Source organism: Tsukamurella sp. II2bb (assembly GCF_057815145.1).
Genome location: NZ_JBYPZI010000001.1, coordinates 1,055,074 through 1,078,794, shown reverse-complemented (window position 1 = coordinate 1,078,794; position 23,721 = coordinate 1,055,074). Strand labels below are relative to the sequence as shown.

Below are 23,721 nucleotides of genomic sequence, written 5' to 3'. Positions count from 1 at the left end.
TGCGAGGGGGCGTTGTGACGGACACGATGGAGGAGACATCCACCGAGGTGGCACGGCTGAGCCGGGTCTCCGTGCTGTGCGGCGGAGCACAGGTCGACGTCTCCCTGCCGCTGCTCACGCCGACGGAAGTGCTGATCCCCGAGCTGATCCGGCTGTTCGGGGATCGGATCGGCGGCTCGGCGGAATCGGCGTGGTCCCGCCCCTGGCGGCTGGCACCGGTCGGTGGCGAGCCGCTTCCCGGGCCGCGCACCCCGGCGGACGCCGGTATCACCGACGGTGCCCTGCTCGTCCTGTTCGTAGCCGACGCACCTCCCCCACCTCCCGTCTTCGACGACGTCTTCGACCGCACCGCGGCGGATCTCGTGGTGGGACGCCGCTGGGACGAACGGTCGGCGTCCCTCGTCGGCCTGGTGGTGCTGGGGCTGGCGACCATCGCGACCGGCGCGGTGGCGCTCCGGCTGGGCCTCGCGCCCCGCGGTGCCGACGGTGACCGCCCCGGGGTCGATCATGTCTTCGCACAGTTGTGGTGCGGGGCTGCGTCTCTCGCGCTGATCGTCGGATCGGTGCTGTGCGCGCGGCGAGCGGCGTCGCCCGGACCGGTCCCCACCGCGCTGGCGATGTGCGCCACCGCCCTCGCCGCCGTCACCGGCGCCCTCGTCGTGCCGCTCGGTGCCGACGGCCGGTACGGTCCCGCGCACGCACTGCTCGCGACGGGGGCGGCGGCCGTCACCGCGCTCGTCGCGCTGCGGTTCACCGGTCGCGGTACCGCGGTGCACACGGCGCTCCTCGCCGCGGCGGCGCTCGCCGGGCCGGCCCTGTTCGCCGCCCTGTGGCTGCCCGGCCACCGCGCGGCGATCGGTGCCACTATCGCGATCGCGGGGTATCTCGTACTGGTCTTCGCCGCCCGGATCGCCGCCGTCGCGGCACGGCTGCCGCTGCCCCACGTCCCGGCCGCGGGCGAGCGGATCGACCCGATCGACGACGATCCGCCACCCACGGTGGCCGGGATCGGCGCGGTCGCAGCGGGACTCGGCGAGGAGCAGCCTGAGCGGGACCGTCCGCCGCACTCCGATCTGGCGCAGCGCATCTGCACCGGGATCACCGTGGGCGCTGCCTCCGCCGGGGCGGTGGCAGCGCTGACGGTGGGGGCCGCATCGCGGGAGCTGCCCGGGCATCACCTGGCTTTCGCACTCGTCATGGCAGTCGCCTTCTGTCTGCGGGGCCGCACGCACGCGGAGCCCGTCCAGGCAGGGGCGACGGTGCTCAGCGGCGCGACCGTCGCGATCGGCACCGCCACGAGCCTCGCCTGGGGATACGGCTCGTGGCCGGTCGTCGGGCTGGTCGTACTCGCCGTGATCGCCGGCCTGGCACTCGCCTGCGGCGCAGCGGCACCGCGGCGGGTCTTCACCCCGGTGCAGCGGCGCCTGGCGGAACTCGGCGAGTACCTCACGATCGCCGCCGCCGGACCGCTGCTGGGCTGGGTGTGGGACGTCTACGCCACCGTCCGGAATCTCTGATGCGGCACCGGATCCGGGCGGCCGCCGCGGCGGTGGTGCTCGCGGTCGCCGTGCCCGTGGTCCCGTCCTGGCCGGCGTCCGCCGATCCGCCGCCCGACGGTGCACCGCGCGGCCCCGTCGGCCCTCTTGCTCCCACGGTGCAACGGACGCAGTGCAATACGCTCCGTACCCAGCCGGGAACCGATTACTCCCGCGCTGATCACGCGGCGCGGTCGCTGCGCTTCGGCGAGGCGTGGCGGTTCACCCGGGGCGAGGGGCAGCGGGTCGCGGTGATCGACACCGGCGTCACGCCCCATCCTCGGCTCGGCGAGGTGATCCCCGGCGGGGACTACGTCTCCACCGGGGACGGCCGCGACGACTGCGATGCCCACGGTACGGCGGTCGCCGGGATCATCGCCGGCCGGCCCGCGCCGGGCGACTCCTTCGCCGGCGTCGCGCCGGCGGCCTCGATCATCGCGATCCGCCAGGCCAGCGCCGCCTTCGAGCCGAAGCAACGGGGAGTGAACAGCCATGGCAACGTGACCACCATGGCCTATGCGGTGGTTCGCGCCGTCGACCTCGGGGCCACCGTCATCAACATCTCCGAGGTGGCCTGTGCGGGCTCCGCGTCCGCGCTCGGGGACGACGCCCTGGGTCGCGCGGTGCGGTTCGCCGCGGAGCGGAACGTCGTGGTGGTCGCAGCGGCCGGCAACGTCGACTCCGGCACCGCCTGCGCCGAACAGAACACCGATCCGGCGCGGCCGGCGACGATCGCGTCGCCCGCGCGGTTCGCGGAACAGGTCCTCGCCGTGAGCGCCACCGAACCCGACGGCCGGGCCGCACAGTTCTCCCTGGCCGGCCCGTGGGTCGCGGTCGCCGCCCCCGGAACCGACGTCACCACCCTCGAGCCGCGCGGAGCTGGGCTGGCCAACGCCCAGACGACCCGGTCCGGTACGACGCCGCTCGCCGGAACCAGCTACGCCGCACCGTACGTCGCCGGGGTCGCCGCCCTCGTGCGGGCCCGGTTCCCGCACCTGAGCGCCGCCCAGGTGCGCGCCCGGATCCTGGCCACCGCCCGGCGGTCCGCGAGCACCGGTGGCGCGGGCATCGTCGATCCCGTGGCAGCGGTCTCGGCGACCCTGCCCGGCGAGGCCCCGGCGCCCGGGAGGCTAGAGATCGCCGCGGCGCCCGCGCCGGACACCCGCCCGCGTACCGTCGCGCTCGGCGGGGTCGCGCTCCTCGTCATCGCCGCGATCGCTGCGTGCCTCGCGCGCCGCTGAACGTCAGTGTTCCGTACGGACCCGGTCGGGGCGGCCCGGTGCGGGGCCGTCCGCGTCTACGCGCTCAACGGGTGTTCCGCTGCGTAAGCGAGCTGCTCGTCGATTGGATCACCGGTACGCTCAACGCGCAGCCTCGAGAACCGAAGCGAGTGCAGCCCGAACCCGGTCGACGCCTGCCTCAGGACGCTCTACCACCCGAGACGTCGTCGGATCCGGAAGGCGAGTCAGCGGGAGAGGGTGATCGGCGTTCCGTCGCGGGTGACCGATGCCGCTTGCCTCGTCAAGTCCGGGCCCGCGGGGATCGCGGTGAGCACCGACCACGCCACCGGCCTCGGCTTGTGCTTCAGACCCAGGATCTGCGCCGTCGCCGAGTCCGGAATGCCGTAGCGCACTCCCGAATCGGAGATGTAGAAGAGCCCGTCCCGGCGCTCGCCGCCGGGCTCGGCCGCCACCACGTACTCGCCCGATCCGGCCGGGATGGCGGCCGCATCGAGGGCGTCCCCCGCACCGTCGGCGCCGGCCAGCGCGACGGGATCGTCGGGGCCGGGGAGGGCCCGGAAGGTACGCAGTTCGACGGTGCCCCCGCCCCGTCCGTCGGCGGACGCCGCCGCGCAGAGCACCGGCGCATCGCGCAGCGTCCGCAGCGACGGCCGGCGGTCGGGCAGGGCGCCGACCGCAACGGTGCGGCGCAACGCAGCCGCGGCGACCGTTGTCGCGGGCACCGTCGCGATCGGCGCGCCACCGGTGTCGCCGGACCGGATCAGGTCCGCCGCCCAGGATCCGACCTCCTGCACACCGTCGGCGAGCACGACGTACAACCGATCTCGGTCCGCGTCCGCGACGCGGACCACGTCACCCACCCGGACTCCGGGGACGGCGTTCGACGGCTGCCCGCGACCGGGAATCTGGGGCACGACGATCGGATCGACCGGGGCGAAAGCGTTGAGCACGTGCGCGCTGACGGCGCGGGCGACGGCGCCGTCGATCCCGGCGACCCGTCGGACCACCGGGTCGGTGGGATCGATCGCGGCTCGAACCCCCCGGAACAGCAGGAAGTGCTCGTCCCCACGGCGGACGAGGACCGCGCCGTCATCGGCGGTGCCCGCATCGACCGAGGTGACCATCGTGTCGAGCGCGTCCCGTGCGGTGGGCATGTCCGACGGTGCCGGCCGCGTCCGGTCGCACAGCAGCCACGGGGAGGCACCGTCGGTCCACGCCGACACCGGGCCGAGGATCTGCGCCGGCGCGCCGACGATCCCGACCTCCGGACCGCGCCGGAAGTCGCTGAGCCGCCGGTCCTTGACTGCGGTGGGCTGCTCCGCCTCACCGACCACGAGGCGCGCGGACGCGAGGCCGGTCACGGGATGCAGGACGTCCTCGGCGCGGACGTACAGTGCGCCGGACTCCTTGGCGAGCACGATCTTCGCGTCACCCACCGCCCCCTGTGGGCGCAGCAGCGCGAGGACGCCGCACCCACCCGTGATGACGAGCGCGAGCACCAGACCGACGACGAGCGAGCGGGACTGCGAGGCCATCGGATCGGAGATCATCCGCGGATCACGGCGCAGCAGCGCATGATCCATTCGGCGAAGAATGAACCGATAGCCACTGACCTGCGCGCGCGTGGTCAATTGCTTCCGCATGAAGCCGCCCTCCCCCAAGGTGCGTGCCGATCACTTCCCCCGAAGCGACCGTCGTGACGCCGAGAATACGGTACTTTCGGCGCACGGCACCACGTTTCGGGGGAGACGGCGGGCCTTCGCAGGGGGATGCACATGGAAAACGTCACTCGTTCACCCGAATTCATCGCGCCCGGGAGGTGGCATCGCGCGGCGTGGCCCACGACGGGCGCCGTACTACTCGCGGAATCGGCCAGCGCCGCCGCCGGTCTGGGGGTCGCGGGGTTCGGCGGGCCGCACTGGGCCGCCGCGGCGGCGACGCTCACCGTCGGCGTGGGTGCCCTGTTCCGCGTGCGGGGCCGGTCGGGGGCAGAACGCCTCGCCGACCGGCTCTCCGTCCGGGGCGCGGCGCGCTCATGCATCACCGCCGCGCCCGCTCCCTGTGGCGGGGAGATCGGGGTCCGCCACACGGACCGGAGGCTGACCGTGTTCGTGCGGCTGGCACCGTCGGCGCCGCTGCTGATCGCCATGGCGCGGAAGGAGGACCCGTCGATCCCCCTGGGGCCGCTCGCCGCGCTCCTGCGGCATGCGGACACGCCCGCCGCGCGCACCGACCTGCTCCTCGTGGGCGGCCGCGCACCGGGCGAACCCCTCGCACCGCGGCTGCGGTACCAGCAGCTCCTCGGGCCACTGCAGCGCTGGGCGTCGATCGACGCCGTCGTCGCGGTGACGATCGACGCGGCCGATTGTGCCGCAGCCTGCGCGCGTCGGGGTGGCGGACCGTCGAGCGAACTGCGGGTCGCCGCGATGCTGGCGCAGCGCACCGTCGACGTGCTCCGCGCACGGGGGATCCCGGCCGTGCCGCTGGGCCCGTCCGAGGCGGCGGCGGTCGATCCCACCGCCCCCGCGGACGCCGTCCCCTGTGATCCGGAGACACTCGCGCGGCGCGATCTGGGAGCCCTTTTCACCGTCGACGCGCCGGGCCGTGCGGCACTGTCCTTTCGCGCCGATCCGGCCGGGGGCGTCCGGCTCAGTGCCTGGCGGTCGGCCGCCGGGCCGACCGCACCGACTCGCCGCAGCGCACAGGAGGCGACGGGACCGGCGAGCGCTCTGGACGCGCTCCATGTCCCGCTCGCCGGCTGCGGCCAAGTGCTCGGCTCCGACGCGAGCGGAGGCCCGGTCTCCGCTCGGCTGCACGGTCGCGGAGTGCGCACCGTCTGGGCGGCGGTGGCGGACGATCCGGCGCGGCAACTCGTGGAGCGGGCCGTCGCCACGGGCGCCAGGGTACTGATCGTGACGGGTCGGCCCGCGATGTGGCAGCCGCTGGTGGCCTGGACGGGTTCGCCTCGGCACCTCTGGATTTCAGGGTGGCGCTATCCACCGCAGTTCGCGCCCCTGCAGCCCTCCGACTACACGGTGACCGTCCTCGACGGTACGGCCGCCGGCACGGCTCCGGGCGCCGTGGAACCCTCGGGCACCGTGTGGCGGCTCGAGCGGGCGGGGATGTCCCCGGTGAGCGAGGCGGACGTCGTGCTCAGTCAGCCGATGCCGGGCATGCTCACCGTGCGCACCGACGGCGCGGCGGCGACGCTGCGACTCGTGGCCTGATCGCGCACCGAGTACGGCCGGGCCCGGCAGCCCTTGTCCGGCTGCCGGGCCCGTCTTCGCTCCCGCCCGCCTACTGCCAGCCGGCGGCGGCCTGGGTGTTGGTCTGCTGCATGGACACCACGGCGTTCTCGGCCGCGGTCTTCACCCGCGTCAGGAGATTGTTGATGTCCTCGAAGCTGGTGTTCCACCGCGTCTGCACGGCCTGGTAGGCCGTCGCGGATTCCTCGTCCTCCCAGGCGTTCGCGAACTTGTTCTGCTCCGTGCGGATCGCGTCGGCCTGCTGCATCAGCACGGTCGTGCGCTGCGCGATGTCGTCGAGCGCGCCGCGGATCGTGGCGTAGTCGTACCGGATGAAATCGCTCATGGTGTTGTCCCCCTCTGTCTTTCGGATTCTTCTCTACAGGTTCAGCGCCGACGTGATCTCGGAGGTGTTCTGCTCCTCCTGCGAGCCGTAGCTCGTGGTGTTGCTCGAGAGCATGGTGCTGATGTCGACGAGCGCCGTGTTGACCTTCGCGGCGCTCTCGTCCCACCGCGCCATCACGCCGAGGAAGGCGACCTGCGCCGCACCCGCCCAGACCCCCTGCGTGGCTTCCACGTCGCCGCGCAGCTGGCCCAGGGTCGTCTTCATCTGCACCCCCAGGTCGTCCAGCGTCTCCGCACCGGTCTTCATCGCCGCGAGTTCGGCCCTGGTTCCCATGTCGTACTCCTCCCCGCCGGACGTGCCGGCACGTCTCGGCCCGCACCGGATGGTGCGTGCCGTCCCCGGTCACGGCGTCCAGCCGCCTCCCGGAAGCTCCTCGCAGGCGCGCCGGAGCGCCCTGCCGATACGATGCGTGCTTCCCTCGGCGACGGAGATCCACTCCCCCGCACCCGGTTCGCTCGCCGTCCGCACCACGATGCGCCCGGCGGGCGAGTCGACCACCGCGACCACGGTCCCGCACCGCCGATCGCCCGCGTGCACCGTGAACTCGACGCTGCGCTGCGAGCGCGCGAAGCACCTGCCGATCAGCCGGGCCGCGTCCGCGTCCACCCCGATGGCGCGCAACGCCGCGGCGATCTCGCCCGCGTCGCCGGAGCGCAGAGCAGCCCTACCGGATTCGGCGGGAAAGGACGCCGCGACGACCGGCGCCGCCGGCTGCGCCGACCCGAGGACGGGTGCGACGAGTACCGCCAACCGGTCCGCGGAACCGTCGCAGTGCGGCAGGTCGACGGTGGCGGTGCCCGCCGTCCGGACCACGCGCGCGGTCAGGTGCCCCGCTCGCGCCAGGCACAAGCGGGTGTCGAGCACGCCGTACCCCCGAGCCTCGATCCGCACCTGCGGCGCGGCCAGCACGTCCAGGGCCGCCGTCTCGGCGTCGTCGAGCGCAACCGCCGGCGCGCTGCGCGCACCGGAGGCCGACGCGTCCTCGACCGGGCCGGCGGGCCGCCGCGGGTCCGGCGGTGTCCACAGCACCGGCGGCACCTCGGTGCCGAACCGGGCGCGCAGGGCCGCCACCGCGTGCGCGGTCACAGTTCTTCCACCTGCGACTCGCCGTGAGCCCCCAGGACCGCGGGAGCGGCGTGGACCACGAAGGCCTCCGGCGCATCGCCCGGCTCCGTCGAGGGCGTGGCGCCCTCGTGCCGGGTCGAGTGCTTGGCCGCGGCGGCGCCGGCGGCACCCAGCATGCCGGCGGGCATCATCGGGATGCCGCGGGCGCCGGAGGACGACCCGCTCGCCGCAGTAGGGGCAGGCGCGACGGCGCCACCCGGACCGCCGCGCTGCACGGCGCCCGCCGGGTAGGCCGAGAGCGGCGGTGCGGGCACGCCGACGCCGCCCCCGCCGCGCCCGGCACCCGAGCCTGCGCCCTTGTCCTTCGCGGGCTTGGTCCGGGCGCCCGGCAGCGCCGGCGGCGCGGCGAACTCCCAGGGAGCACGGAGCGGCTCGGCCGCGCGCTCGAAGCCCGCCATCACCGCCGCCGCGGTACCGTGCGCCTGCTGTTCCACGCGCTCGGAATCCGCTGCGGCGCCGAGCAGTGCGGCGACGGCCGGTTCCGGGCCACCGGCGGCCGCGGCGGCCTGTGCGGTCTCACGCTCGGTGCGCATCCGGGTGGCCTCCGCGACGGACGGCATGGCGCGGGCGGCGGTCTCGTACGCCGCACCCTGCCCGGAGAGCTTCGCCGCGTACTCCGCCAGGTCCGCCGCGTGCCGGGCCAGCCACCGCGCGTACTCCGGCAGCGGCCCCGTGCGGCGAGCGGCGCCGTCCTTGCGACCCAGGTCCACCGCCCCGTCGAGCTGGACGACCAGCCGATCGAGCCGGACCGCGGCCTCGCCGTACGCCGCGGCGAGCCGCGCGGTCTCCTGCGCCGCCGTGGTCAGCGGCTGCGCGCCCGCACCGCCGAGCAGATCACCCGCGAGCCGCTCAGTGCTGCGGGAGGACCAGTCGACGCCGGTGAAGCCCGGATCGCGGAGCACCGTCAGACCGCCAGGCCGAGAGTCGTGGCGAGCTCGGCGTCCCCGCGCTGCACGGCGGTCACGTGCCCGGAGACGGCCTCCCCCAGGCGGCGCAGGTCCGCCACCGCGGTCTCCGCTGCGCGGAGCTGCGCCTCCCCCATGCGCTGCGTGGTGCGAGCCACCGTCTGCGAGACCTCGTCCCGGCCGGTGGCGGCCGGCGCCGCGTGCGCCTGGAACCGCGTCTGCGCGCCGCGCAGGTCCTCCACGATCCGCTCGATGCCGCGCGCGATCTCCCGCGCCTGCTGCGGATCCATGCTCAGCTTGGTACCGGTCACGATTGCACTCCCCCCGAAGTCGTCCCTATTCATTAGACGCACCGGCTCCCGGTGCGGTTCCGCCTCTTACAGGCGCAGTTCCACGTCCGGCTCGTCGTACCGCTCCGCGGGCACCGCGTCCCCCACCACCTGTGGGCCCACCAACGGCAGATCGCCCAGGACCTGCTCGCCGTTGTCGCTCGTGACGAGGTAGTCGGGTACGGCGTGATCGCCGGCCGACGCCGCGCGGGCCCCCGCCGCGCCCGCGGCGCCGATCGGCATCATCGGCGCCGCCACGCCGCCACGCGTGATGACGTCCGACGAGGCGGGCACGGTCCGGGCGCCGCCCTCCACCACCGGGGCGCGGGCCGCGGGCGCCGCCGACTGGGGCTGCGCCAGCGAGGCCGCGGCCGCACCCACACCGCCGCCGAGGCCTCCGAGGCCGACCGCGCCGGATCCTCCTCCACCGCCGGCCCCGCCGGCCGTGAGCGTCGCGGCGGCCGGGAAATCGTCCGCGGCAGTCACTTCCGATGCTTCCGTATCCGCCTCCGCCGCAGACTCGGCGAGGCCGCCCAGCGCCTCACCCGCGGAGCTCGCGAGCCCGACCGCGGTCTTCACCGCCCCCGAGACGGTATCGGTGGCGAGCTTCACGACGCCCGTCAGGGCGCCCGTCGCCGCCGAAACGACACCGGGGACGATCGATGCCGCGGCCTGTGCCGCCGCCGACGCCGCGGTCGTCGGCGGGGTGGCGACCGGCACCTTCCGCCCCGCCGCGCCCACCTGGGCGCTGAGCCCGGACAGTTGACTCTTGGTGCGCGAGACCACCTCCGTCGCGTGCGCGAGGTGCTCCTGCGCGGCGGCGACGGCGGCCGCCTGCCCCGGCGGGAGCCACAACGACGGACCGAGCGCCGCGATCACGGACATGAACGAATCGATGATCGCCTGCAGTTCGGCCTCGCCCGCACCGACCACCGTCGCCGCTTCGCCGACCGCGGTGGAGAGCTCGGCGCCCTGCTCGGCCGCCAGCCCGGTGCCGGTGGCCGCCTCGAGCCCCTTGCCCGCGGCCGCCGTGGCGGCCGGCCCCTGCCACACCGACGAGAGCTGACTGATCGCCTGCATCCCCGCCGAGGCGCCCTGCTCGAGGGCCTTCGAGGCGCCGGAGAGCGCCGCCGACGGGTCCAGCCCGGAGAAGCTGCCGGACCCGAAGGTCGAGAGCAGGTCCGTCATCGGCTTGACCAACCCGGCCACGTCGAAGCCGGGCACCTGTGGGGCCTCCGGGACGCCCTTGGGCGCCTCCGGGAGTTCCTGCTGCGGCGTCGTTTTCGGGGCGGTGGGCACGGGTGGCAGGCCGAGCGCGGCGAGCACCTCGTTCACCGGCCGGTCCAGTAGGGCGCGGATCGCCGGGTCGAGTGCGGTATCGGGCGCGGCCGGAACCGCCACGGGATCGGCCACCGTCAGATCCCCACGGAACCCAGCCCCGCGACGTTCGCCGCCTCGGTGGCCCCGTACGCGGCGACGGTCGCCGCCGACGATGCGGCGATGGCCCCGTACAGGACACCGAGCTCGGCGACCGATTCCACGTGCACGGCCTGCGCGGCGGTGAAGGCCGCCAGGAAGTCCTGCCCGATCAGCCCCAGCGCCGGATTGAGCGCCGCGACGTTCGCCGCCGCGTCCACCGAACCGGCCGATACGACCGCCGCCCCGATCCCGGCGTTGGCGGCCCCGAAGGCCGCGATCGCCGAATTGACCGCCATGAACATTGCTCTCCCCCATCGTCTACGGCGGGCCCGGTGGATAAGGCCCTCATCAATTGGACGCACCAGCTCGGGATTCGGATCCCGATTCCTCCCCCACCGCTTTCAGCCCACCGCGAAGTCCGCGTGGAACCGTTCCATCACCGTGGCCCGCCGCGCCTGCACCTCACGAGCGGCCACGGCGCAGACGTCGACGATGCGCCGGCCGAGGGCGGCACCGTCGGACCTGCAGGCCGCAGGGGTCAGGGTGAGCCCGACCAGCGCGCACACCCCGTCGAGCTCGACCCGGATCGCGCCGTCCGGGCTGGAGACCGCGACGCGCAGGCCGTCGAGTTCGGTGCTGGTGCGCCGCAGCACCCGGAGCTGCTCGTGCGCGCGGGCCTCGATGCGGTCCATCTCGGCGCTCATCAGACCCGCCTCAGCCAGCTGCCGACGGCGTCGTCGTGCGCCTGCCGGGGCTCGGCGACCGGCTCCGGCAGCCGCAGGGCACGCAGCACCTCCGGCCCGACGCCCGCCCGCTCCAACTCGGCGCGACGCCGCAGGCCGGCCGTCGTGGCGGCCTCCCGGCACAGCCGGACGATGGCGTCGGCGAGGTCCTGCGGCTCGCGCCGCAGCTCCGTCCGCTCGATGGCGATGTGCAGCGGCGTGCCCTGGTCGTTGGCGCGCACCCGCAATCCGCCGTTGGTCGATGTGGCTATCGTCATGGTCTCCCCCTTCATCGTTCATTCCTCGCGCACGGTGCCCACGGCACGCTCGCACGCGCCGGCCAGCGGCGCAGCCGAGCGCCCCGCCTCGCACCCGACGCTGAGCTGCGCCGCCCCCGCCACCACGACGTACCAGTCCACGAACCGTTCGGCGTCGATCCGCTCGCGGTAGCCGATCACGTCCCGGCCGCCGACCCGGGTACTCGGGTTGAGGTCGCTGATCCGCCGGTCGGAGCGGCGGCTGAGGGCGGACTGCAGGTCGGCCGCGACGGCCGCGAGGTCCGACGGTGCCCGCAGCCGCGTCCGGACCACGGTCACCCGCCGGCCGTCGCCCGCCTCCGCGAGCCGCCGGTCCGGGCCGGGTTCGGTGACGGCCCAGCCCCGTGGCAGGTCGACGGAGGCACCGTCGAAGGCGACGCGGACGAAGGTCTCCGCAGGTGACGCGGGGCGTTCGGGCGCCGCCGGAGCCGTGCCGGGCAGGCACGCCACCGCGCTCGCCGCAACCACGCCGACGGTGCCGGCACCCGCCGCGACGAGCGGCCACCGCCGCCGCGACCGATGCGCGGTCGGTCGGTCCGGTGTCTCCCGAGCGGAACGGCTGGACTCCCGGGGCGCCGCCTCTGGAGCGGCGACGGCGAGCACGTCCTCCTGCGCCGTGCGCACCACCCGCCACAGTCCGGCGGTCGCCAATGCGCCGCGGACGGTGCGGTAGACCTCGGGCGGGCCGTCGACGAGCGCCTGATCGAGACCGTCGTCGAAGATCCGGCGGGCGGCGCGGACCGGATCCGGGTGGGACGCCGCGGCAACGGCTCTCCACTCCCCGTCGGCGAGGGCGAGGACGTGCGCCTGCGCGACCGGCCCGCGGCATTCGAGGACCAGCGCGCGACGGCAGTAGAGCAGGCCACCGGTACGTACGAGTGCCTCCGCCCGCGGCAGGACCTGCGCGTGCACGCCGAGCGACGCCGCGGCCGCCGCGACGAGGCCGCGGCGCGGGCCGCCGAAAACGCTGGGCGCCAGCACCGTCCACGACCGGGACGGCGCGCAGCCGCTCGCCGCGTCGGCGAGCCACTGCGCCCACCGCCGGGTGGTGCGGGCGGGCGCGGCGAACTCGTCGGCGTCCTCCGGTGCGGGCACCGATCGCACGGCACCATCGGGCCCGCGTACGTACCATTGATCCCCCGCGCAATCGATGACGATGCGCGCCGGGTCCCCCAACCCGATCATGGATCCGGACAGTAGTCCGCCGAGCCGGACGGACCACCGAGCTCGGTTCTTTCTCAGCAGATTCCCAGATCGCACCTCGTCGATGTATGCGCGACGAACTTGACACGACGTGATGCCAGACACATGATACTTGGTAGTATTGCTGGTCAAGGAGGTTTTGCAATGAACGGATTCGACGGACGAGTTGCCATCGTCACCGGTGCGGGCGGCGGCCTGGGCCGCGCCCACGCGCTCGCGCTCGCCGAGCGCGGCGTGCAGGTCGTCATCAACGACGTCGGCGGCGTCGCCGGCGCGCAGGCGGTCGTGGACGAGATCGTGGCGGCCGGGGGCACCGCGGTGGCCGATACCACCGACATCACCGATCTCGCCGCGGTCGAAGCGATGGTCGCCGCCACGCTGGAGCGGTGGGGCCGGATCGACATCCTCATCAACAACGCGGGGATCCTGCGCGACAAGAGCTTCGCGAAGATGGACCTCGCCGACTTCCGCAAGGTGGTGGACGTGCACCTCATGGGATCGGTGCACTGCACGAACGCGGTGTGGCCGCACATGGCCGAGCAGGGCTACGGCCGCATCCTGATGACCACCTCCGCCTCGGGCATCTACGGCAACTTCGGCCAGGCGAACTACGGCGCCGCCAAGTCGGCCCTCGTCGGCCTGACCAACGTTCTCGCGATCGAGGGCGCGCGCAAGGACATCCGCGTCAACGCCCTCGCCCCCACCGCCGCCACGCAGATGACGGACGGCCTCATCGACGCCGCCGACGCCGCCAAGCTCGGCCCCGAGACCATCGCGCCCGCCGCGGTCTTCCTCGTGTCCGACGACGCACCCACGGGCGTCATCCTCGGCGCGGGTGCCGGCGTCTTCGCCATCTCGAAGATGGTGGAGGGCCCCGCGATCCACCTCCCCGGCGGCGGCACCGCCGAGGAGATCGCCGCCCGCTGGAACGAACTGGACGACTTCGGCGGCTTCCGTTCCCACGCCTCGGCCTTCGAGCAGACCAACCACTACGTCGCGATCGCCGACGCCGCAGCACCGACCCCGGCCTGACCGAACCGTTCTTCACGAAACGAGCACTGTCATGACGAGTTCCGCCACGGAACTTCTCCACCGCACCGATATCGCGCCGGCCACGTACCGCTCGGTGGTCCGCGAGGACGCCCGCGCACAGCACGCCGCCGCACAGAAGGAGGCGGTCGCATGACGGGCGCACTCGACGACGGCTTCCCACTCGCCGCCGTCCCCGGTCACTACGCAGCGGAGAAGGGCGACACCGTCGTCGCCCGTGCCGACGGTGACGAACTGACCTGGCGCGAGCTGCACTTGCGCAGCAACGCGATCGCCCGCGGCCTGATCGACCGCGGTGCCGGCCCCGGCCGCATCGTGACACTGCTGATCCCCAACTCGACCGACCTGATCGTGGCGGTCTTCGCCTGTTACAAGGCCGGAGCCACACCGCAGGTCCTGTCCCCCAAGATGACGGCCTCCGAACTGGACGCCATCATCGCCCTCGGCGATCCCGCAGTCGTGGTCGCGACCGAGTCCGGCCCCGGCTCGGACCGGGCCGGCGCGGTGACTCTCGCCGTGCTCGCGGCCGGCCGCTCCGATACCGACCTCGGCGAGACCCGTATCGCCACCTCGTGGAAGGCCCCCACCTCCGGGGGCTCGACGGGGCGTCCGAAGATCATCCTGTCGGGCCGTTCGGGCGTCACCTCGTCGTTCGATCCGACGTTCTGGCAGATCGCGCCGGGCGACAGCACACTCATCACCGCGCCGATGCACCACAACGCGCCCTTCTCGACCGCGATGTGCACCGTCTTCGGCGGCGGCTCCGTGACCATGCTCAGCCGGTTCGACGCCGAGCGCACACTCGCCGAGGTCGACGCCGCGCAGGCGACGTGGGTCTACCTGGTGCCCACCATGATGCGGCGGATCTCCGCGCTGCCCGACGAGGTCCGGGCGAGGTACTCCCTCGCCTCGGTGCGGTCCTTCTGGCACTGCGCCGAGCCGTGCCCCTCGTGGCTCAAGCGGGAGTGGATCGATTGGTTGGGCGCCGAGCGCATCTGGGAGCTCTACGCAGGCACCGAGGCCGAGGCCGGGTGCACCATCCGCGGCGACGAGTGGCTCGAGCACGTGGGCTCCGTCGGCCGGGTCACCTGGGGCGAGATGCGCCTGATCGACCTCGACGGTGCCGTGGTCACGGAGCCCGGTGTGACCGGGGAGATCTACACCCGAGTCCCGCCCGGCAACCCCGCCACCTACCGCTACATCGGCGCCGTGCCGAACGAGCTCGACGGATGGTCGTCGTTGGGCGACATGGGCGAACTCGACGCCGACGGGTACCTGTACCTGCACGACCGGCGGGGCGACATGGTCACCGTCGGCGGCGCGAACGTGTACCCGGCGGAGATCGAGGCGGCCCTCCTCGAGCACGACGCCGTGGAGACCGCCGCGGTCGTGGGCCTCCCCGATGAGAGCCTCGGCAACCGGCTGCACGCCATCGTGCAGCCGCGGGAGACCGCCACGCTGGACGAGGACGAGCTCCGCGAGTTCCTCGCGGCACGCCTTTCGAAGCACAAGCTGCCCAAGACCATCGAGCTCGTCGCGCAGTCCCTCCGCGACGACGCCGGCAAGGTACGACGGTCCGCCCTCCGCGCGGCCCGGATCGAAGGAGACGCACGATGAGCACCGACCTGTTCGACCTCAGCGGGAAGCACGTCCTGGTGACAGGCGGCGCCCGCGGCATCGGTCGGATGATCGCCGAGGGCCTGCTGCGCCGCGGCGTCACCGTCCACCTCTCCACGCGCAAGGAGGACGCGGCGGCCGAGGCGGCGCGCGAGCTCGCCGCGCTCGGCGACGTGCACGCCCACGCCGTGGACATCGGCACCGAGCAGGGCTGCCGCGCCCTCGTCGAGAGGGTGTCCGCGCAGACGGACCGGTTGCACGCACTGATCAACAACGCGGGCGCGACCTGGGGTGCCCCGTTCGACGAGTTCCCGGATTCGGCCTGGGACAAGGTGTTCGGCGTGAACGTCAAGACGCCGTTCAACCTCGCCCGGGCGGCCCGACCGCTGCTGGAGGCCGCCGCGGCGGCCGGTGACGGGCCCGCGCGGATCGTCAACATCGGCTCCATCGACGGCCTCATGGTGCCCAACTACGAGAACTACTCGTACGCCGCGTCCAAGGCCGCGATCCACCACCTGACCCGGCAACTCGCAGCCAACCTGGCACCGTCGATCCTGGTGAACGCGATCGCACCCGGCCCGTTCCCCACGAAGATGATGAAGTTCGTGCTCGAGGAGCGCGGCGAGGAGATCGAGCGGTCCAACCCGCTCGGCCGGGTCGGGCGCCCCGAGGACATCGACGGCACCGTCGCCTTCCTGTTGTCGGGTGCGAGCTCCTACATCACCGGAGCCGTGATCCCGCTCGACGGTGGCCTGACCACCACCGCATCCGTCACCCTGTTCAACGCCGAGGAGGCATAGCCGTGCGCGAAGCAGTCATCGTGTCCACCGCCCGCACCCCGATCGGGCGCGCCTACAAGGGCGCCTTCAACGACACCCAGGGCCAGGCCCTGGCAGGGCACGCCATCGCCGCCGCGGTCGCCCGCGCGGGCATCGAACCCGGCGAGGTCGAGGACGTGATCCTCGGCTGCGCCATGCAGGAGGGCAGCACGGGCTACAACGTCGCGCGCCAGGCACTGCTGCGCGCGGGCCTGCCGGTCACCGTCCCCGGCATGTCCGTCGACCGGCAGTGCGCGTCCGGCCTCATGGCCATCGCGACCGCGGCGAAAGAGATCGTCGTCGACGGCATGCGCGTCGCCGTGGGCGGCGGCGTCGAGTCGATCAGCCTGGTGCAGAACGAGAACCGCAACGGTTTCCGCGCGCAGGACCCGTGGCTGGTCGAGCACGGCCACGACGTGTACATCTCCATGCTGAACACCGCCGAGAACGTCGCACAGCGGTACGGCGTGACCCGCGAGGCCCAGGACGAGTACGCGCTCGAGTCGCAGCGCCGCACCGCCGCCGCGCAGGAGGCGGGCCTGTTCGCCGACGAGATCGCGCCGTTCACCGGCACCAAGCTCGTGGCCGGCGCGGAGGGCCCGGTGGCGGAGGAGTTCACGCTCGCGCTGGACGAGGGCAACCGCCCGTCGACCACCCTCGAGGGCCTGTCCGGGCTGCGTGCGGTCCTGCCGGACCGCGAGGGCCACGCCGCGACGATCTCCGCGGGGAACGCCTCGCAGCTGTCGGACGGCGCCGCGGCCGTCGTGCTGATGGAGCGCGCCGAGGCCGAGCGCCGCGGCCTGGAGCCCCTGGGCACCTACCGCGGTATCGCCGTGGCCGGCTGCGAGCCGGACGAGATGGGCATCGGACCGGTGTACGCGATCCCGAAGCTGCTCGCCCAGCACGGGCTCACCGTCGGCGACATCGACCTGTGGGAGCTGAACGAGGCGTTCGCGTCGCAGGCGCTGTACTGCCGCGACCAGCTGGGCATCGACCCCGCCAAGTACAACGTGAACGGCGGCGCGATCGCGATCGGGCACCCGTACGGCATGAGCGGCGCCCGCATGGTGGGCCACGCGCTCCTCGAGGGACGCCGCCGAAAGGCCCGGTACGCAGTGGTCACGATGTGCATCGGCGGCGGCATGGGTGCCGCCGGCCTGTTCGAACTCTGATCGAGGCGGACCCCGGCTCACCTGGGCCGGGATCCGCCTCAGCGGCCGCGGGCGGAGCTATGCTGTGACGGATATGACGCAAACCTTCGGTGTCGACGCCGCAGCGCACGAGGCCGCGCGCACGACGATTCTCGACGCGGCGGCGGAGGTCTTCCAGCGGCAGGGCTTCAACCGCACCACGATCGACGACATCGCGGACGGAATCGGCGCGACCAAGGGCCGCGTCTACTACTACTTCCGGTCGAAGTTCGACATCTACCTCGCGGTCTACGAACACGGCATGACGCTCGTGCGGGAGGCGGTGGAGCCGCATGCGGACGGGCCCGGAACGGGGCGCGCACGCCTGATCGCCATGTGCGAGGCGCACGCCGAGAACCTGATGACCAATCTCAGCTACCACAACTCGATCCACCAGGGCATCCACCGGCAGACCACGCCCGCGCTCAAGGCCCGCCAGGCCGAGGAGCTCGCCGAGCTCAACGCCATCCGTGCCGATTACGAGGTCCTGTTCCGCCGCGTCGTCACCGAGGGCATGGCCGACGGTTCCCTGCGCGCCGGCGACCCGCATCTCACGGCCCGCATGCTCCTCAGCAGCCTCAATTCGATCGACGCATGGTTCCGCACGCGGCCCGGGCAACCGGCCGGCGAAATCCGGGAGCTCGCCGCCGAGATCACCCGGATGCTCATCTCCGGTCTCGAGGCGCCGGGGCCTCGGTAGCGCCCCGTCGGGCCCGCATGCCCGGCGGCCGTGACGAAGGCGACGACAGGCCTCGCGCGTGCTAGACGCGCGAGCCGACGGCATCGTCGTCGCTGTGGCGCGCGCGACGACGCGACAGGACAGTGAGGACGATGGGGATGATGATCGTCAGCGCGGAGCCGATGAACAGGACCTCGAGGTGGTCGCGCAGCAGCGGGATACCGCCGAGGAAGTAGCCGAGCAGCACGATGCCGTCGCACCACAGGATCGAGCCCAGCACCGAGAACAGGGTGAAGCGGCGATGGTCCATCCTCGAGAAGCCCGCGAGCACCGGGACCAGGGTGCGGACGATGCCGATGAACCGCGCGAAGAGCACCGTGAACGGGCCGTACCTGTCGAAGAAGGCGTAGGTCTTGTCCACCGGACCCTGGCCGATGAAGTTCATGACTCTGCCGCGCATCACCCTCGGCCCCGCGTACCGGCCCAGCGCGTAGCCGCACTGATCGCCGACGATCGCCGCGATCGGCAGGAACAGCAGCAGCTGCCACAGGTGCGCGAAGGGCTGCGGCTGCGCCGCGAAGATCCCCGCGGTGAACAGGATCGAATCCCCCGGGAAGACGAAGCCCACCAGCAGGCCCGTCTCGACGAAGATCAGCAGCACCAGGCCGATCAGGCCGGCGGAGCCGAGGAAGCCGGCGACGTCGAAGGGGTTCACATCACCCGAGTATCCACGCGATCGGCGTCGCTGTCGTGAACGACGGGCGAACGCCGCATGCCGGACGAGGCTCGGCACGCGACATCGGCTACGTCAGGGCGATGGAGACCGTTGCCGGAGGGCCGGCCGGCGGGGACACGGCGTCGGCCTCGACGTCGGTGGGCGCCGGGGTCCCCGCGCGCACGCCGCGCGAAACACACGCGCACAGCCACCGGTTCTCGGCGTGCTGATCGGCGCTGTAGTACACGTCCCGATGGTCCAGGTGGCCGCCGGAGACGCCGAGCACCGTCACCTCGCACAGTCCGCACTCGCCCTTTCGGCAGTCGAACATCGGGGACACCCCGGCGCGTTCGAGGGCCTCGAGCATCGTCTCGTCGGCGCGCACCACCGTCTCGAGATCCAGGTCCGGCACCGAGACCACGAAGTCCTGCGCGGCCCACGATCCGGAGTTGCCGAAGGTTTCGAACCGTAGCCCCGTGGTGGGCAGTCCGCGCCGTTCCCAGCCCCGTCGGACCTGATCCATCAGGCGGATCGGCCCGCACATGTACAGCTCGGTCCCGCCCGCGTCGGCCGCGGAGGTGATGCCGTCGAGCAACTCCTCGACGTCGAGCGGAGTCTGCTCGTCGTCGACGTGGACCCGGAGCCGATCGCCGTGCGCCTCCGTCAATTCGCCGAGGTAGGCCATGGCGGACCGGGACCGGCCCACGTAGTACAGCTCGTAGCGCTGCCCGCGCGCCTTGAGCGCCGCGGCCATCGCGTGGATCGCGGTGACCCCGATACCGCCCGCGAGCAGCACGTATCGTCCTGCTCCCACGCCCAGAGGGAAGTTCTGCAGGGGCTGGGTCACGTCGATGACATCGCCGTCGACGAGTCGGTGCATCGCCTCGGAGCCGCCGCGCGATGTGCGCGAGAGCAGTACGGACAGGGTGACCAGCAGCCCGTCGGCGCTGCCCCGCACCACCGAGTAGGAGCGGGTCACCCGGCCGGCGCGGGTGTCGATCCGCACGTCGACGTGCGACCCGGGTGCTGCCTTCTGCGGCTCGTCGTAGCGCAGCGTGATGCGGCGGACGCCGGCGGCCACGTCGGCGACCTCGACGACCGTGACGCGCTGCCAGCGCGGGCTGGCGTCGACGGCCATCAGTGCTCGCCCCGCCGGTCGAGCGCCACCGGGCGCCCCTCGCGCAACAGCATGCCTTCGATCAGGCGCCGCGCCCACATGCCGCCCATGTCCACGTTGACGCTGTAGAACTCGTGCTGCGGGTTCGCCTCGATGGCCCGCTGCTGCGCGCGGAGCATCCGCTCGTCCTCCTCGAACACCCCGTGCACGCCCTTGCGCAGCTGGGTGGTGATCAGCTGGCTGTCGAGCCGGTAGTTGCGCATGAACGCCCAGAAGTAGTGGCAGGTGCGGCCAGTGGCCGGGGTCATGGTGTTCATGACGTAGCCGTTGACGCCCTGCGAGCGGTCGCCCTCGGGCGCACCGGTCCCCGCGCGCGCCACGCCGACGTCGATGCACACCGTCGACGGGGCCTGGAACTCGATGATCTGCCACCGGTCGACCTTCCCGGTGTAGCCCGGGAACTTGTCGTTCATGTTCTTCTGCCAGAACGGGGGCGGGTCGATGTCGCGCATCCAGCGGGTGACGGTGACCGTCCGCTCATCGTGGGTCGTGTCGAACCGGGTCTCGCTCAGCTCGGCCTGCCCGATGGACGACGAGTGCACGAACTCCTCGTGGGTCAGGTCCATCAGGTTGTCCACCACCAGCTGGTAGTTGCAATCGGCGGCGATCAACTCGCCGTCGCCCGCCCACTCGTCCGAGTCCATCTGGTGCATGTCGGGCACCAGGTCCGGATCGGCCCGGTCGGGGTCGCCGAGCCACACCCACACGAACCGGTGTCGTTCCACCACCGGATAGCTGGGCACGGCGGCGCTCGGGTTGATCGTCCGCTGCGCGGGCATGTGCGTGCACCGCCCGGCCGGGTTGTAGCGGAGTCCGTGATAGGGGCACTGGATCTCGTCGTCGCCGACGAGCCGGCCCATGCTCAGCGGCGCGAGCCGGTGCCAGCAGGCGTCGGCGAGCACGACGGCCCGGCCGGTGTCGCGGGTCCGGTACATCGCGAGGGGCACGTCGCAGATCGTGCGCGCCAGCGGCTCTCGCGCGGTGACCTCGTGGTCCCAGGCCGCCGCGTACCAGCAATCGAGCGGGAAGTTGAACAGGGTGGCGGAGGTGCCGGCCCCCGGCTCGTCGGTGCGAGTCATCGTGGTGTCCTTTCGGTGTCAGCGGTGTCGGACGGTGCCGCCGCGGCCCGGCCCAGCCCGAGCAGTGCGGCCGCATTGTGCTTGAGGATCAGCGGTACCGCCTCGGACGCGACGGGGAGCTCGGCGAACTCCGCGAGCCAGCGCTGCGGTGTGATCAGGGGGTAATCGGTGCCGAACAGCGTGCGATCGCGGAGCATGCCCGAGGCGACCTTGACCAGCTCCGGCGGGAACCTCTTGGGCGCCCACCCGGACAACTCCAGGTAGAGGTTGCTCTTGTGGGTGGCCATCGAGATCGCTTCGGCCTGCCACGGCACCGACGGGTGCGCGAGGATGATCCTCAATCCGGGGAAGTCCGCGGCCACGTCGTCGAGCAGGATCGGGTTGCTGTAGCGCAGCTTGATTCCGCGGCCACCGGGCAGCCCCGCACCGATGCCGTTCTGGCCGGTATGGAACAGCGCCGGCACGCCGAGCTCCGAGATCGCGGACCACAGCGGGTAGAACCGCTCGTCGTTCGGCGAGAATCCCTGGACGCTCGGATGGAACTTGAACCCCGCGACCCCGTGATCGAGGACCAGTGCACGCGCCTGGTCCACCGCGGCCGCACCACGGAGCGGATCCACCGAGCCGAACGGGATCAGGATGTCGGCGTGCTCCCGGGCCCGGGCCGCGATCTCCTCGCTGGAAACCGGCCGGTGACCGGAGTGGGTGCCCGCGTCCACGGTGAAGACGACCGCCGCGATGCCGAGTTCGCGGTAGGTCGCCGCGATCTCGTCGATGGTCGGGGTACGCCCGTGCGAGCCCCGGAAGTACGCCGCCGAGGCGTCCATGAGCTCGTCGTCGAGGCTGAGGTGGCCGTGATCGTCGATCTCGATGTGCACGTGCATGTCGATCGCAGTCAGTGCGTCGAGGTCCACCGCGGACCCGTCGTAGCGGCTCATGCACCGGCCTCCCCACGCTGGACGGCCTCCGCGCGCTGAGCGGCGAACGCGACGTACGGATCGAGGGAACCGGGCACGGCGAGAGCGTCAGGGCTGGCGACGTCGGACAGGGCTCGTCCCTGCAGGATCTTCTTCACGGGCAACTCCAGTTTCTTTCCGGTGCGATTGCGGGGGACCACCGCCACCGGGACGACGGTGTCGGGGACGTGGCGGGGCGACAGTTCGGTCCGCAGCCTGCGCACCACCGTCGCGCGGAGGTCGGCGACGTCCTGGCCGGGTTCGGCGACCAGGAACAGGATCAGCTCACCGTTGTCCCCGTCGCTCTCGAGGTGAACGATCAGGCTGTCGGCGACACCGTCGACCTCCTCGATCAGGCGGTAGAACTCGGCGGTGCCGAGGCGCACACCCCCGCGGTTGAGGGTGGCGTCGCTCCGGCCCGCAACCTGGCACGAGCCGTTCTCCTCGAACCGGATCCAGTCGCCGTGGCGCCAGACCCCGGGGTAGGTGTCGAAGTACGTCTCCCGCAGCCGGCGACCGTCCTCGTCGCCCCAGAAGGCCACCGGCATCGACGGCATGGGCTCGGTGATGACCAGTTCGCCGAGCTCGCCGACCACCGCCCGTCCCTGCTCGTCGAAGGCGTACGCGGCCACCCCGAGGGCGGGGCCGGAGATCCGCCCTGCCCACACGGGCAGGAGCGGATCGCCCTGCACGATCCCCGAGCACACGTCGGTGCCGCCGGAGCCGACGTTGATCGCGGCGTCCGGGAACTGTTGATGCAGCCACAGGTACCCCTCGGGCGGGAGCGGCGCCCCGGCGGACGCGATGGTGTGCGGCGCGAGACGGTGACTGGTCCCGGGCGTCAGCCCGGCCTTACGGGAGGCCATCGCGAACCCGGGCGCGGCTCCGATGATCGTGGCGCCGGTCCGCTCGGCCAGCGCCCACTGCCAGTCCGGGTCGGGGTGGACGGGGTTCCCGTCGATCGTGACGATGGTCGCACCGAACAGCATCGTGGAGACGAGGGCGTTCCACATCATCCACGCCGTCGTCGAGTACCAGAGCAGGGTGTCGTCGGGTGTGACGTTCCAGGACAGCCCGTGGTTCTTGAAGTGCTCGAGCAGGATGCCGCCGTGACCGTGCACGATCGCCTTCGGCAGGCCCGTGGTGCCGGAGGAGAACAGCACCACCAACGGGTGGTCGAAGGCGACGCGGGTGAACGTGGGCACCGTCGACGTCGCGGCCCGCACCGCGTCCGACCAGGAGGTGGCACCCGCGATCCGCCACTGGCCGTACTCGACGTCGATGATCGTCGTCGCCCGCAGCGCCGCCGCGATCTCGGCGACCTCCGCGGTCCGGTCGATCGGCTTCGTGCCGTAGGTGTATCCGCCGGCGGCGAACATCACCTTCGGTTCGATCTGGCCGAACCGGTCGATCACGCTGCGGGCACCGAACTCCGACGCGCAGGACGCCCAGATCGCACCGAGTCCGGTGGTGGCGAGGTACGCCACCACGGCCTCCGGGATGTTCGGAAGGTACCCGGCAACCCGGTCCCCGGCCTCGACGCCGAGGCCTCGGAGCACGTCCTGGACGCGCGCCACCTGTTCGGTGAGCTCGCCGTAGGTGAGCGTCAGCGGCTCGCGGGTCTGCGAGAACGCCCGGATCGCGACCTTCGACGGGTCGTGGCGCACCACGTGCTCCGCGTAGTTCAGGCGCACGCCCGGAAACCACTGCGCGAAGGGCATCTCCCGGGAGACCAGCACCGTCGTCGGGGGCGCGTCGGCGATCACCTCGAAGTAGTCCCAGATGCTGGCCCAGAACCGCTCGATCTCGGTGACCGACCACTGCCAGAGGCCCGGCCGGTCGGCGAGCGAGAGGCCGCGGGTCTCGTTCAGCCAGGACAGGTAGCGACCGATCACGGTGTCCGCGCCGGGGGCGGGAGCGCTGATCAAGTCACCGTCGTCGACGACGGGGGTGGCGTCCATGGTTCTCCTTCGGGGGCGATGAGGCGGAACGG

General features: G+C 72.8%; 25 protein-coding genes. 9 read left to right on the top strand and 16 right to left on the bottom strand.

Features of this window, described 5'->3' with window-relative positions; all coding sequences use genetic code 11:
- Positions 1-14 precede the first annotated feature (14 nt).
- Both eccD and mycP read left to right on the top strand, forming a co-directional pair.
- A complete protein-coding gene (gene eccD, locus AC21LY_RS05675) occupies positions 15-1,517 on the top strand; it encodes a type VII secretion integral membrane protein EccD (protein ID WP_489045328.1) in 1,503 nt (500 codons plus the stop codon).
- Positions 1,517-2,776: a type VII secretion-associated serine protease mycosin gene (mycP, locus tag AC21LY_RS05670; RefSeq protein ID WP_489045327.1), complete on the top strand. Its 1,260-nt coding sequence runs from the start codon at positions 1,517-1,519 to the stop codon at positions 2,774-2,776. The genes eccD and mycP overlap by 1 nt, the downstream gene beginning before the upstream one ends.
- A 224-nt stretch (positions 2,777-3,000) precedes the next feature.
- Here mycP and eccB read toward each other — a convergent pair whose 3' ends face one another.
- Entirely contained in the window at positions 3,001-4,419 is a 1,419-nt protein-coding gene (gene eccB / locus AC21LY_RS05665) for a type VII secretion protein EccB (RefSeq protein WP_489045326.1), read from the bottom strand.
- 132 nt (positions 4,420-4,551) lie between these two features.
- Here eccB and AC21LY_RS05660 point away from each other — a divergent pair, with 132 nt between their 5' ends.
- Positions 4,552-6,003 carry a type VII secretion protein EccE gene (locus tag AC21LY_RS05660; RefSeq protein WP_489045325.1) on the top strand — a complete coding sequence of 484 codons (1,452 nt, stop codon included), beginning with the start codon at positions 4,552-4,554 and terminating at the stop codon, positions 6,001-6,003.
- Positions 6,004-6,073: 70 nt separating this feature from the next.
- On the opposite strand, the gene AC21LY_RS05655 is transcribed toward AC21LY_RS05660, so the two are convergent.
- The 10 genes from AC21LY_RS05655 to AC21LY_RS05610 all read right to left on the bottom strand — a co-directional run bounded on the left by AC21LY_RS05655 (position 6,074) and on the right by AC21LY_RS05610 (position 12,339).
- Positions 6,074-6,367 (bottom strand): WXG100 family type VII secretion target, encoded by a 294-nt coding sequence (locus tag AC21LY_RS05655; protein ID WP_489045324.1) that lies wholly within the window; start codon positions 6,365-6,367, stop codon positions 6,074-6,076.
- 33 nt (positions 6,368-6,400) lie between these two features.
- Entirely contained in the window at positions 6,401-6,700 is a 300-nt protein-coding gene (locus AC21LY_RS05650) for a WXG100 family type VII secretion target (protein ID WP_489045323.1), read from the bottom strand.
- A 69-nt stretch (positions 6,701-6,769) separates the two neighbouring features.
- Positions 6,770-7,513: an ESX secretion-associated protein EspG gene (locus AC21LY_RS05645; RefSeq protein WP_489045322.1), complete on the bottom strand. Its 744-nt coding sequence runs from the start codon at positions 7,511-7,513 to the stop codon at positions 6,770-6,772.
- On the bottom strand, positions 7,510-8,454 hold the full coding sequence (locus AC21LY_RS05640) for a PPE domain-containing protein (RefSeq protein WP_489045321.1): 945 nt from the start codon (positions 8,452-8,454) through the stop codon (positions 7,510-7,512). The genes AC21LY_RS05645 and AC21LY_RS05640 overlap by 4 nt, the downstream gene beginning before the upstream one ends.
- Before the next feature lie 2 nt (positions 8,455-8,456).
- Positions 8,457-8,768, bottom strand: a complete 312-nt coding sequence (locus AC21LY_RS05635) for a PE domain-containing protein (RefSeq protein ID WP_489045320.1) — start codon at positions 8,766-8,768, stop codon at positions 8,457-8,459.
- A 66-nt stretch (positions 8,769-8,834) separates the two neighbouring features.
- Positions 8,835-10,199 (bottom strand): hypothetical protein, encoded by a 1,365-nt coding sequence (locus AC21LY_RS05630; protein ID WP_489045319.1) that lies wholly within the window; start codon positions 10,197-10,199, stop codon positions 8,835-8,837.
- Between the two features lie 2 nt (positions 10,200-10,201).
- The gene (locus tag AC21LY_RS05625) at positions 10,202-10,501 is read right to left on the bottom strand and encodes a hypothetical protein (protein ID WP_489045318.1); all 300 of its coding nucleotides are present in this window, start codon (positions 10,499-10,501) and stop codon (positions 10,202-10,204) included.
- Between the two features lie 105 nt (positions 10,502-10,606).
- On the bottom strand, positions 10,607-10,909 hold the full coding sequence (locus AC21LY_RS05620; protein WP_489045317.1) for a YbaB/EbfC family nucleoid-associated protein: 303 nt from the start codon (positions 10,907-10,909) through the stop codon (positions 10,607-10,609).
- The gene (locus tag AC21LY_RS05615; protein ID WP_489045316.1) at positions 10,909-11,205 is read right to left on the bottom strand and encodes a hypothetical protein; all 297 of its coding nucleotides are present in this window, start codon (positions 11,203-11,205) and stop codon (positions 10,909-10,911) included. Before AC21LY_RS05615 ends, AC21LY_RS05620 begins: the two co-directional genes overlap by 1 nt.
- Positions 11,206-11,223: 18 nt before the next feature.
- The gene (locus AC21LY_RS05610; RefSeq protein WP_489045315.1) at positions 11,224-12,339 is read right to left on the bottom strand and encodes a type VII secretion-associated protein; all 1,116 of its coding nucleotides are present in this window, start codon (positions 12,337-12,339) and stop codon (positions 11,224-11,226) included.
- A 252-nt stretch (positions 12,340-12,591) separates the two neighbouring features.
- Here AC21LY_RS05610 and AC21LY_RS05605 point away from each other — a divergent pair, with 252 nt between their 5' ends.
- The 6 genes from AC21LY_RS05605 (at position 12,592) to AC21LY_RS05580 (ending at position 17,822) form a co-directional block, all read left to right on the top strand.
- Positions 12,592-13,479, top strand: coding sequence for an SDR family NAD(P)-dependent oxidoreductase (locus AC21LY_RS05605; protein WP_489045314.1), 888 nt, complete (start codon positions 12,592-12,594; stop codon positions 13,477-13,479).
- Between the two features lie 31 nt (positions 13,480-13,510).
- On the top strand, positions 13,511-13,633 hold the full coding sequence (locus AC21LY_RS05600; protein WP_489045313.1) for a hypothetical protein: 123 nt from the start codon (positions 13,511-13,513) through the stop codon (positions 13,631-13,633).
- Entirely contained in the window at positions 13,630-15,114 is a 1,485-nt protein-coding gene (locus AC21LY_RS05595) for an AMP-binding protein (RefSeq protein ID WP_489045312.1), read from the top strand. Before AC21LY_RS05600 ends, AC21LY_RS05595 begins: the two co-directional genes overlap by 4 nt.
- Entirely contained in the window at positions 15,111-15,914 is an 804-nt protein-coding gene (locus tag AC21LY_RS05590) for an SDR family oxidoreductase (RefSeq protein WP_489045311.1), read from the top strand. Before AC21LY_RS05595 ends, AC21LY_RS05590 begins: the two co-directional genes overlap by 4 nt.
- Positions 15,915-15,916: 2 nt before the next feature.
- Positions 15,917-17,104 carry an acetyl-CoA C-acyltransferase gene (locus tag AC21LY_RS05585; protein WP_489045310.1) on the top strand — a complete coding sequence of 396 codons (1,188 nt, stop codon included), beginning with the start codon at positions 15,917-15,919 and terminating at the stop codon, positions 17,102-17,104.
- Positions 17,105-17,177: 73 nt separating this feature from the next.
- A complete protein-coding gene (locus tag AC21LY_RS05580) occupies positions 17,178-17,822 on the top strand; it encodes a TetR family transcriptional regulator (RefSeq protein ID WP_489045308.1) in 645 nt (214 codons plus the stop codon).
- A 61-nt stretch (positions 17,823-17,883) separates the two neighbouring features.
- On the opposite strand, the gene AC21LY_RS05575 is transcribed toward AC21LY_RS05580, so the two are convergent.
- The 5 genes from AC21LY_RS05575 to AC21LY_RS05555 all read right to left on the bottom strand — a co-directional run bounded on the left by AC21LY_RS05575 (position 17,884) and on the right by AC21LY_RS05555 (position 23,689).
- A complete protein-coding gene (locus AC21LY_RS05575) occupies positions 17,884-18,516 on the bottom strand; it encodes a DedA family protein (protein WP_489045307.1) in 633 nt (210 codons plus the stop codon).
- 88 nt (positions 18,517-18,604) lie between these two features.
- Positions 18,605-19,654: a PDR/VanB family oxidoreductase gene (locus tag AC21LY_RS05570; protein WP_489045306.1), complete on the bottom strand. Its 1,050-nt coding sequence runs from the start codon at positions 19,652-19,654 to the stop codon at positions 18,605-18,607.
- Positions 19,654-20,772, bottom strand: a complete 1,119-nt coding sequence (locus AC21LY_RS05565) for an aromatic ring-hydroxylating dioxygenase subunit alpha (RefSeq protein ID WP_489045305.1) — start codon at positions 20,770-20,772, stop codon at positions 19,654-19,656. Before AC21LY_RS05565 ends, AC21LY_RS05570 begins: the two co-directional genes overlap by 1 nt.
- A complete protein-coding gene (locus tag AC21LY_RS05560) occupies positions 20,769-21,710 on the bottom strand; it encodes an amidohydrolase family protein (protein WP_489045304.1) in 942 nt (313 codons plus the stop codon). Before AC21LY_RS05560 ends, AC21LY_RS05565 begins: the two co-directional genes overlap by 4 nt.
- Positions 21,707-23,689: an acetoacetate--CoA ligase gene (locus AC21LY_RS05555; protein ID WP_489045303.1), complete on the bottom strand. Its 1,983-nt coding sequence runs from the start codon at positions 23,687-23,689 to the stop codon at positions 21,707-21,709. Before AC21LY_RS05555 ends, AC21LY_RS05560 begins: the two co-directional genes overlap by 4 nt.
- Positions 23,690-23,721 lie beyond the last annotated feature (32 nt).

What these genes read in the sequence shown, in the direction of transcription:
- AC21LY_RS05570 (WP_489045306.1), bottom strand. Translation starts at nt 19,654, where the DNA reads ATGGCCGTCGACGCCAGCCCGCGCTGGCAGCGCGTCACGGTCGTCGAG.
- AC21LY_RS05595 (WP_489045312.1), top strand. Translation starts at nt 13,630, where the DNA reads ATGACGGGCGCACTCGACGACGGCTTCCCACTCGCCGCCGTCCCCGGT.
- AC21LY_RS05565 (WP_489045305.1), bottom strand. Translation starts at nt 20,772, where the DNA reads ATGACTCGCACCGACGAGCCGGGGGCCGGCACCTCCGCCACCCTGTTC.
- mycP (WP_489045327.1), top strand. Translation starts at nt 1,517, where the DNA reads ATGCGGCACCGGATCCGGGCGGCCGCCGCGGCGGTGGTGCTCGCGGTC.
- AC21LY_RS05590 (WP_489045311.1), top strand. Translation starts at nt 15,111, where the DNA reads ATGAGCACCGACCTGTTCGACCTCAGCGGGAAGCACGTCCTGGTGACA.
- AC21LY_RS05625 (WP_489045318.1), bottom strand. Translation starts at nt 10,501, where the DNA reads ATGGCGGTCAATTCGGCGATCGCGGCCTTCGGGGCCGCCAACGCCGGG.
- AC21LY_RS05580 (WP_489045308.1), top strand. Translation starts at nt 17,178, where the DNA reads ATGACGCAAACCTTCGGTGTCGACGCCGCAGCGCACGAGGCCGCGCGC.
- AC21LY_RS05615 (WP_489045316.1), bottom strand. Translation starts at nt 11,205, where the DNA reads ATGACGATAGCCACATCGACCAACGGCGGATTGCGGGTGCGCGCCAAC.
- AC21LY_RS05605 (WP_489045314.1), top strand. Translation starts at nt 12,592, where the DNA reads ATGAACGGATTCGACGGACGAGTTGCCATCGTCACCGGTGCGGGCGGC.
- AC21LY_RS05655 (WP_489045324.1), bottom strand. Translation starts at nt 6,367, where the DNA reads ATGAGCGATTTCATCCGGTACGACTACGCCACGATCCGCGGCGCGCTC.
- AC21LY_RS05660 (WP_489045325.1), top strand. Translation starts at nt 4,552, where the DNA reads ATGGAAAACGTCACTCGTTCACCCGAATTCATCGCGCCCGGGAGGTGG.
- eccB (WP_489045326.1), bottom strand. Translation starts at nt 4,419, where the DNA reads ATGCGGAAGCAATTGACCACGCGCGCGCAGGTCAGTGGCTATCGGTTC.
- AC21LY_RS05600 (WP_489045313.1), top strand. Translation starts at nt 13,511, where the DNA reads ATGACGAGTTCCGCCACGGAACTTCTCCACCGCACCGATATCGCGCCG.
- AC21LY_RS05650 (WP_489045323.1), bottom strand. Translation starts at nt 6,700, where the DNA reads ATGGGAACCAGGGCCGAACTCGCGGCGATGAAGACCGGTGCGGAGACG.
- AC21LY_RS05620 (WP_489045317.1), bottom strand. Translation starts at nt 10,909, where the DNA reads ATGAGCGCCGAGATGGACCGCATCGAGGCCCGCGCGCACGAGCAGCTC.
- AC21LY_RS05560 (WP_489045304.1), bottom strand. Translation starts at nt 21,710, where the DNA reads ATGAGCCGCTACGACGGGTCCGCGGTGGACCTCGACGCACTGACTGCG.
- AC21LY_RS05555 (WP_489045303.1), bottom strand. Translation starts at nt 23,689, where the DNA reads ATGGACGCCACCCCCGTCGTCGACGACGGTGACTTGATCAGCGCTCCC.